Origin of the sequence: Parafrankia sp. EUN1f (assembly GCF_000177675.1) — a bacterium.
Lineage (GTDB): Bacteria > Actinomycetota > Actinomycetes > Frankiales > Frankiaceae > Parafrankia.
Genome location: NZ_ADGX01000291.1, coordinates 1 through 4,577, shown reverse-complemented (window position 1 = coordinate 4,577; position 4,577 = coordinate 1). Strand labels below are relative to the sequence as shown.

5 protein-coding genes and 1 pseudogene are annotated in these 4,577 nt (G+C 70.9%); all 6 read right to left on the bottom strand.

Features of this window, described 5'->3' with window-relative positions:
• The coding region (locus tag FREUN1FDRAFT_RS38000; protein WP_006545759.1) for a hypothetical protein at positions 1-355 on the bottom strand (355 nt) is incomplete at its 3' end.
• A 6-nt stretch (positions 356-361) separates the two neighbouring features.
• On the bottom strand, positions 362-793 hold the full coding sequence (locus FREUN1FDRAFT_RS37995) for a phage tail tube protein (protein ID WP_006545758.1): 432 nt from the start codon (positions 791-793) through the stop codon (positions 362-364).
• A 1-nt stretch (position 794) separates the two neighbouring features.
• Positions 795-1,133: a DUF3168 domain-containing protein gene (locus FREUN1FDRAFT_RS37990; RefSeq protein ID WP_006545757.1), complete on the bottom strand. Its 339-nt coding sequence runs from the start codon at positions 1,131-1,133 to the stop codon at positions 795-797.
• A complete protein-coding gene (locus FREUN1FDRAFT_RS37985) occupies positions 1,130-2,137 on the bottom strand; it encodes a hypothetical protein (protein ID WP_006545756.1) in 1,008 nt (335 codons plus the stop codon). The genes FREUN1FDRAFT_RS37990 and FREUN1FDRAFT_RS37985 overlap by 4 nt, the downstream gene beginning before the upstream one ends.
• Before the next feature lie 2 nt (positions 2,138-2,139).
• Positions 2,140-3,978, bottom strand: coding sequence for an SGNH/GDSL hydrolase family protein (locus FREUN1FDRAFT_RS37980; protein WP_006545755.1), 1,839 nt, complete (start codon positions 3,976-3,978; stop codon positions 2,140-2,142).
• Positions 3,979-3,980: 2 nt separating this feature from the next.
• Positions 3,981-4,577: pseudogene (locus FREUN1FDRAFT_RS37975) on the bottom strand (hypothetical protein); the annotation flags it as partial.

Here is a 4,577-nt window from a genome sequence, read left to right as displayed (position 1 = left end):
CCTCGACCAGCTCGCCCATGTCGTCGTCGCTGAGACCACAGAGTTTCTGTGCCTCGCCGAACAGCCTGTCGAGAGGCTTCGCGTTCTTCTTGGTGAGGAGCGCGAGGTCGGCGTCGGAGAACATCCGGGCACCGTCCTCGTCGACCGCGCACAGAATGATCAGTTTCGCCCTGGCATTACGCATGTTGACCTGGCGTGTCTTGCCCTTCTGCACCAGGCAGGACTGCTCGAACTGGTCGCGCTGCGCCCCGGAAATGGAACGCAGGCGGACCGTGCCACCCCACTCCGGGCACTCCACGTCGACCGACTTCCGGTCGTCGACAGCAAGGATCGCGTCACGAGTCAGCAGGCTCATCAGGTGTTAGCTCCCGAGTGCGGTGAGGTTCGGCTTGCCGCTGACCTTCCAGGCCGCGCTGCAAGCCATCTTGTCGTCGTACGGATATTCCGGCTCGAGCTTGGTGAGCACGAGGTTGACCTCCCAGGCCGTCTCCACGTCATCCGGGAACACGATCTGGAAGTGGCGAGGATCCTCGTCGTCGAAATCTTCCTGGAGCGCGTTGTGGGTGGCCTCGCCGATGTCGTAGTTCATATCGATCGAGACCTCACCACCGTCCTTGATCCCACCGATGAACTCCCGCCACTTGTCGGGCGAGCTGTGGGAGGTCATGTCGAGCGTCTCCCGCTCCATGCTGGGGCCGCTGATGTTGGTGACCTCGGCGATGGTCGTGAACGTTTCGATCGGAGTGGCGCCGTTGCCTCGGCGCAGCTGGGTGCCGAAGCCGTCCATGCCCATGTCAGACCTCCTGAATGATCATGCTGGTGATGCGGAACCGGAGCAGGTGATGGCGGATCCGCGGGTCAGGGTCGGGCAGCGCCTGGCCGAACTCGTACCTGGTGGAAATCCATTTCCGGCCGGGCATGGTCAGGCGCTGGTGGTCGAGTAGGGCCACGACGCGGTCGGCGATCTGGTTGCCGGTGAGGTAGCCGCGGGCCTCGGTCCAGATGTGGACGTCGAGGACGGCCTGCCGGCCGTAGCCGGAATGGGTATTGTCCGGGGTTTCGATCATCGGCCCGAGCGTGATGTACGGCCGGGCCGCGTCCTCGGGAACGTGGTCGAACACGCCGGTGATCATGCGATGCCCATCAGCGTCGGGTCGGCGGCGAGCCGTTCGTAGACGGCGCGCTGCACGACGTCGAACCCTGCCTCGGCGACGGGTGGGCGCCACGGGGTGGGGATGACGCCTCGGCCGCGCAGGTTCGCCGCGGCGGTTGCCGCGCCGGCCGCGGTCGTGGTCCGGCTGGCGGTTCCGGTGCCTCGGCTGGCGAGGGCTCCAGTGCCTGTCGCTTGGTGCAGGGTGGTCGCGGTCGCCGTGCCGAGCAGGATGCCGAGCGTGCCGGCCGCGTGGACGTGATGGCCGGCCTGGGTGGCGGTGGCGCCGGTGGTGTGGCTGTGGGAGCGAGCCCTGCCGGTGGGCCTGGCGGCCGCGTCGACCAGGCCGACCGCTCCGAGCTCGTCGGCGGCCGCGGTGGGGACGAGGCGGCCGGCCTGGACGCGGGAGGCCTGCTGCGCCGTGCTCGCGCCGGCGGCGGTCGTGATGCGCCCACCAGTTCCGGTTCCGCCCTCGGCCACGGCGGCCGTCGAGGTGATGGTCTTCTCCGCGGCCGCCTCGCCGGCGGCCGGTGTGGTGAGCGTGGCGGTCGCGGCCGCGGTGGCCTCGCGCGAGGTGGTGACGGTGCCGACGAGCAGCATCCGGACGGGCGTGCTCGTCGGCACCGTCCGGGCCGTGGACGTGAGGCCGGTGACGGACAGCGGGTCGGTGCCGGCCGCGGTCGCCATGGCGGCCAGGGTGCCCGCGCCGGAGAAGGTGGCCAGGCCGGTCGGTGACCCGGCCGCGGCCCGGGCCGCGGTGGGGACTCCGGTCAGGCTGAGGGGGCCAGCGGCCGTGGTGGCCGCGGCTCGGCTGGCGGTGGTGGTGCCGGTCGCCGCGGTGCGGCCGCTGGTGCTGGCCTGCCGGGTGACGTCCGCGGTCGCCTGGCCGCCCACATCCACGGGGCTGGCGGCCTGGCCCTCGACGTCGGCGACCTCACCAATGCCGAAGACGCCGAGGCCGAAGCGACCCAGGCCGAACGCTGGCATGGTCAGGCCACTTCGAGATCGTGCTCGTGGGCCATGTAGGCGACGAGGCCGGCGGCCTCCGCCGAGGCGAGGGCCCGGTTGAACACGGCGTAGTGCCGGAACATGCCGTTGAGGTAGTTCGCCGTGTTACCCGAGTTCGTTGCCATCCGGGTACCGGGCATCTGCGCTGATGCTCCGGTGCCGGTCGTGCCACGGGTCGTCAGCGAGCGGCTGTCCCAGTAGATCCGTGAGGAGCTGCCGTTGTAGACGACGACGATCACGTGCCAGGCCAGATCGGGCGATTCCCTCGAGTTCAGCTCACCGGCGGCGCCAGCGCCGACCTGCAGGATCGTCGGAGTGGTGCCGGCGTAGCAGTAGACGCCGTTGCGGCCGGTCCAGAGGTTCTGCGGGGTGGCGCCGTTGAGGCCGATCTGGACGACGGCGGCGATGGTGATCGGGACGGGGTAGCTGGCTGTCCAGGCGCCGGTGTCGAGGCTCTGCGAGCTGGCGGCCGCGAAGCTGACGGCGGGCAAGCCGTTGATCTGGTTGGTGAGGAACGTCGGCCGGTTGGTCCCGGACTGGGTCAGCGGCGCGGTTTCGGCGCCGGCCCGCGGCGCCCACGAGCTGACCGGGTCGTTGTTGGCCAGGCTCAGGCTGCTGGCGTCCCACCAGGACAGCAGGCCGGTGAGCTCGTCGGGTGCGGTGCGGGTCGGGGTGTGGATCCGCATGGCGGCGTGGCGAGGTGCGCGCAGCGCCTGCTCGGCGGCATCGGCGAGGTGGGCGTGCCCACGGTCGGTGGGGTGGGTCAGGTCGGTGTCGATCAGGTTCCAGTGGTCGGCGCTGGAAGACGCGGGGAAGTGGCTGGACAGGTCGCTGAACGCGATGTTCGCCGGGTCGTTGGCGGCGATCTCCTGCATCACGTCGAGGTAGGCGCGCCACGGGTAGGCCGGCGCGGTCGTGTCCAGCCTGCGATAGGTGCCGTCCAGCGCGATCGACGGCGGCGGGTAGGCGGCGGCCTTGATGTTCGTGCACAGGGTGGTGATGTTCGCGCCGGTGACGGCCGGGTCGACGCCGGTGGAGTAGTCGTTGCTGGCGAGCATGACGACGGCGAGGCCGGCGCCGAGTTGGGCGACCCGGGTGGGGATCGATCCGCCGGTGAAGTCGTTGGCGACGGCCCCTGATTTCCCGGACTGGTAGACCTGCACACCGGCCGCATAGTCCCCGATGTGGAAGTACGCCCCACTGATCACACAGGCACCGACCGCTGTGATCACGACGCTGTGGGAGCCGAGCGTCAGAGCGCTGGACGTCCAGGTGCCGTCGTGCCGGCCCGCGGACCCGGTGGTGTCCGGAGTGACGGTCGTCGCGCCGCCGCCATCGATGGCAACCGTGAACTGGCCGGCTCCCGGGCCCTGTTCGAACAGGACCGTGATCCGATCGCACGGGTTGACCGTGCGGCTCATCGTCGCGCCGATGGCGAGGGTCACGGACTGCAGGCCGAGGCCCAGGCCGTTGGTTCCGACCGTGCCCGAGGTCGTCCAGCCGCTGTCGACGCCGGCGACGTGCACCCCGCCGGCGACGCCGGCCGGGTTGTACCGGGCGTGCAGGAGGTCGCCCAACTTGTTGACGTAGCGGCGGTCCAGCGCGGTCGCGCCGACACCGGCCGTGGTGGAGCTGCCGATGCAGACGACCCGGGCCGGGGCGTACCACCTGCCCGCCAGCGCGGCCCGCCACGAGCGCAGCGCCTGCAGCCCCCGGGGGGCCTCGACCTCGGCGTCGAACGCGCCGAACGCGCCGACGATCTCCCCACCCCAGATGTCGGGCGGGAGGGTCGACAGCGCCGGCAGCTCGTAGTCGACCATCGTCAGCCAGCGAGGGACAGCGTCAGCGCGTTCACGTTGATCGTGCCGGCCGCGTCGAACGTCTCCACCCTGATCCGCTGGAGCAGGCCGGCGCCGGCCGCGGTGATGTCGACCGCGGAGCCGCCCTGCGTGGTCGACAGCTGCAGGGTGTCCGTCGCCGCGTTGATCACCCAGTAGATGGCGCCGATGGTGAGACCGGTCGGAACAGCGCCGCTCACCCCGGGCAGGATCGTGACGCGCTGGCCGTTGCTGTACCCATGCCCGGGGCAGGTCAGGGTGTCCGTGGTCGCCGCGGTGAACGCCTGCGCGGCCGCGCCCCCGCTGTTCGGGAGCATGCCGCGGAACGTCCCGCCCGTGACCGCGGACCACAGGCCCAGCCAGGACACCGTGCTGCCGGCCGGCATCGCCAGGCTCTCGGCGCCGTTCATCGCGACGACCGCGCTGGTGGCCGCGTCCCAGGCGAGGCCCTGCCGGGCGCTGCTGGATTCGTTGCCGCCGATCGAGCTGTAGCCGCTGTGGGCGGAGAGGTAGCCGAGCATCGTGGCTGCCTCGTCCAGAGCGGCGTTCTTCACCGCGTCCGTCAAGATCGTCACAGGGTC

Coding starts and splice junctions, on each gene's coding strand:
- FREUN1FDRAFT_RS37985 (WP_006545756.1), bottom strand. CDS start 2,137: ATGCCAGCGTTCGGCCTGGGTCGCTTCGGCCTCGGCGTCTTCGGCATT.
- FREUN1FDRAFT_RS37990 (WP_006545757.1), bottom strand. CDS start 1,133: ATGATCACCGGCGTGTTCGACCACGTTCCCGAGGACGCGGCCCGGCCG.
- FREUN1FDRAFT_RS37980 (WP_006545755.1), bottom strand. CDS start 3,978: ATGGTCGACTACGAGCTGCCGGCGCTGTCGACCCTCCCGCCCGACATC.
- FREUN1FDRAFT_RS37995 (WP_006545758.1), bottom strand. CDS start 793: ATGGGCATGGACGGCTTCGGCACCCAGCTGCGCCGAGGCAACGGCGCC.